Below are 3504 nucleotides of genomic sequence, written 5' to 3'. Positions count from 1 at the left end.
AGATGCAACTATTGTACGTGCTCATGCGTGTGCATCGGGTTATGTCAAGGATGGACTTGGGCGTTACTTTATGAAGATGAAAAACCGAAAAAAACAGGCCTGCCAACCTATCCTTTTTCCAAAGAACGTTACTGGCTTTTATCTACACCTACGCTTACCAAGCCTGCCCATTCCCTTGAGAACAATGAACATCAATTCTCAGAACAAGTCGTCAATTTTGTACGAAAGATTATTGCTGAAGCCACTAAAATTGATATCTCGCGGATAGATGCAGAAGCAAATTTTGAAGCATACGGCATTGATTCCATCATGATAACCCGCCTGAATCAAGCATTGGAAACCCATTTTGGCAAACTACCCACCACCTTGTTTTTCACTTATCATACCGCCTCTGAATTGGCTGATTATTCCATAAAAAATCATACAAACACGCTGCAGTTTTTATCTGATAGCAATAAAACGACAAATCCACTAACCCAGACAATGCCTGAGACAGATACAAGGCATAAAACATCAACTGATATAGCAATCATAGGCTATTCCGGCCAGTTTCCTGAGGCTAAAAACGCTATTGAATATTGGGAAAACCTGAAGGCAGGAAGAAATTGCATTACTGAAATTCCTGAGTCTCGCTGGGAAAATAAGAAATATTATGAAGAAATAAAAGATAAATGCGATATCACCAGCGGCAAGATTTACTGCAAATGGGGGGGATTTATAGAAAATACTGACACATTTGATGCCGATTTATTTCATATATCCCCAAAAGATGCTGTATTCATGGATCCACAGGAACGATTGTTCATGCAATGTGTCTGGTCATCCATAGAGGCATCTGGTTATACACCAGAAACCCTGGTTAAAAAAGGCTGTTCTGATCAGGTAGGTGTGTTTGTTGGCGTATCCTTTAACAATTACCAACTCGTTTGTGCTGAAGCCATGCACAATGACAATCTGGTGCCTGTTGTAGATTCCCAGATATTCTCAGTAGCCAACAGAGTATCTTATTTTTTCAACTTCCATGGTCCCAGCATTCCCCTCGATACAGCCTGTTCATCATCACTATATGCCGCCCATCTTGCTTGTGAAAGTATTCAACGTGGCGAATGTTCTGTGGCAATAGCTGGAGCAACAAACCTTACCCTGCACCCTAGCAAATATGCAACCTTATGCAGTGGTGGATTTCTTGCCAGTGATGGTCTCTGTCATGCTTTTGGTGAGGGAGGTGCCAGGAGAAGGTGTGGGAGCCGTCGTGTTGAAGTCTTAAGATCAAGCAATACAGGATGGGGATTATATCTACGGTGTCATTAAAGGCTCAGGCATCAGCCATGATGGAAAAAGAAGGCACAGCGACCACGCTCCTCAAGTCCATTAGTATGGCTTCAGAGGCAGACAAACTGGAAAAAATGATGCTTTATTCTCAACAGAAAGTAGCTGTCATCCTGAATTACCCAGAGCCTCAATTACCAGATCCCGACAGAGGATTCTTCGATTTAGGTATGGAATCCTTGCTCGCCATAAAACTGCAAAAAGAGCTGGAGGATGAACTGGGCATCAGTATTCCGGATACAACTATGTTTAATTACCCGACCATTAGAGAGATAGCCGGATTTTTCGTGGAGTTGATTGCTGCCAAGAACAAAAGCATCAATGGTAAAGAAGAAGATTTACCTCCGAATATTGCAACCATGTCAGAGGAAGAAGTTATCAGAACATTAAATATTTTGTTACCACCACAAAAATAAATGCTCGAAACTATTCGAGTTGAGTATGCAATACAGACGTTAATTATGCTCGATCGCAGAGCTGATAATTAATAACAATTGTACACGAACAAAGGGACTGTTATGGCTATTTTTAACGAATCCTGGCAGGTCATCATAGTAGGCGCAGGACCTGTAGGATTGATTGCAGCAAATTTATTGGGTCAATATCAGATAAAAACCTTACTGATAGAAAAAGAAGATCTTCCTTACTCCTATCCACGTGCTTTAGGTATAGATGATGAGGCCTTACGCAGCGTGCAATTAGCAGGCTTTACCCAGGAAGAAATTCAGTCGCAACGGGCTGAGGTCAAGGTAGAGTATTTCTCTTTGACAGGTTACCGCTCCTTTGAACCAGATCCTGAAATGAAGCGTTTTGGTTATCCTATTTTATCTTCTTTTTTACAGCCTAAACTGGAAATTGCATTACGTGAGCACTTGAATCAATACCCACATGTAACCTTTATCAAAAACTCTCAATTTATTAGCTATAAAAAAAATACCAATAATATTGCTGTCGAAATAGAAATCGATAAAAAAAGAGAAACAGTACATTGCATTTATCTTCTTGGCTGTGATGGTGGAAAAAGTGACATCAGGGTTCAGGCAGACATTCATATGCCTGGAGTCACACTAAGAGAAGCATTAGTCGTTGACTTGAATGATTCAGAAGCCATACGAAAAAATATGCAGGAATATCAAAAAGCAACTGACCGTCAAAGGCCTCTGGCTTCTCTGAACGCCCCAGGTGGTCTCAGACGTTTTGAGATTTTAACCGAGACCGAGGAATACACACTGGGGGATTTAGATGAACCTATAGTCAGGGGTATTCTGGAACCCATATTGAAAAATACGGATACTGAAATCGTTCGCCGACGTATCTATACGTTGCATTTTCGCATTGCTGATAAGTTCAATGACGGCAAAGTATTTTTATTGGGAGATGCAGCACATTTAGTACCCCCTTATGGCGGTCAAGGCATGTGCTCAGGAATCAAGGATGCAGTCAATATATGTTGGAAACTAGCCTATGTGTTGCAAGGAAAAATGAATGAAAACATTATCAATACTTATGAAGAAGAAAGACGACAACATATGCTAAAAATCATGGAATTCATCAAACGAATCTCTCAAAATCTGGCAAGAGAACCAGATAATGGTCAGAGCAATGCAAGTATTGAATCAAATTATTATCGCAAAATAAAACCCCTGCCTAAATATGAAAATGGCATAGTCATTCCTTCCGATTTTGCAGGCGATTTACTGCCTCAACCCGAAGTAAAAGATTCAAATGGCCATTCAGGATTACTGGATGACTTCCTAGACAAAGGATTTGCCATCATTGGAATAAATAGTGCTCCCCATTCCGTTTTATCAGAGGAATCAAGACAATTCTGGGACAGTTTGGATACCCGATATGTTTATTTATCAACTGTTTCGGGTAGTAAAGAAATAAGAGGAAGCATCACGCCACCTCTCTTTTTTTCAGGAGAATCAGATGTTTTTCGAGATCAAAACATCATGATTATCAGACCTGATCGTTTCATTCTTTGTACTTGTGACACGACAGAATTAAATAAAATGACGCAAAAAATACAAAGTATTTTAAGCTAGCCACTGAAAAGCTTCATCTCTTAAGTGTGTTTCAGCTTCGCTGTCTTTAGTAATCACTGTTTTTAATTTTTCAGGAGGAATTTTTACTTTGGATTCAATCAAATAACAAAAATGCTTAGATCGGAAG

At 40.0% G+C, this 3504-nt stretch carries 3 protein-coding genes; all 3 read left to right on the top strand.

Annotated features, from left to right (window positions below; all coding sequences use genetic code 11):
- A partial coding sequence (locus Q0495_RS16560; protein ID WP_298628383.1) for a beta-ketoacyl synthase N-terminal-like domain-containing protein occupies positions 1 to 1311 on the top strand: 1311 nt, incomplete at its 5' end.
- Positions 1284 to 1745: an acyl carrier protein gene (locus Q0495_RS16555; RefSeq protein ID WP_298628381.1), complete on the top strand. Its 462-nt coding sequence runs from the start codon at positions 1284 to 1286 to the stop codon at positions 1743 to 1745. The genes Q0495_RS16560 and Q0495_RS16555, both read left to right, overlap by 28 nt.
- Before the next feature lie 102 nt (positions 1746 to 1847).
- A complete protein-coding gene (locus Q0495_RS16550) occupies positions 1848 to 3377 on the top strand; it encodes an FAD-dependent monooxygenase (RefSeq protein WP_298628380.1) in 1530 nt (509 codons plus the stop codon).
- The last annotated feature ends 127 nt before the right edge of the window (positions 3378 to 3504 follow it).

The organism is uncultured Legionella sp., assembly GCF_937871865.1.
In the GTDB taxonomy this organism is placed as follows: domain Bacteria; phylum Pseudomonadota; class Gammaproteobacteria; order Legionellales; family Legionellaceae; genus Legionella.
This window is presented reverse-complemented; position numbering and strand designations above follow the sequence as displayed.

Excerpts from the sequence above, each read along its gene's own strand:
- Q0495_RS16550 (WP_298628380.1), top strand. The coding sequence starts at position 1,848 with ATGGCTATTTTTAACGAATCCTGGCAGGTCATCATAGTAGGCGCAGGA.
- Q0495_RS16555 (WP_298628381.1), top strand. The coding sequence starts at position 1,284 with ATGGGGATTATATCTACGGTGTCATTAAAGGCTCAGGCATCAGCCATG.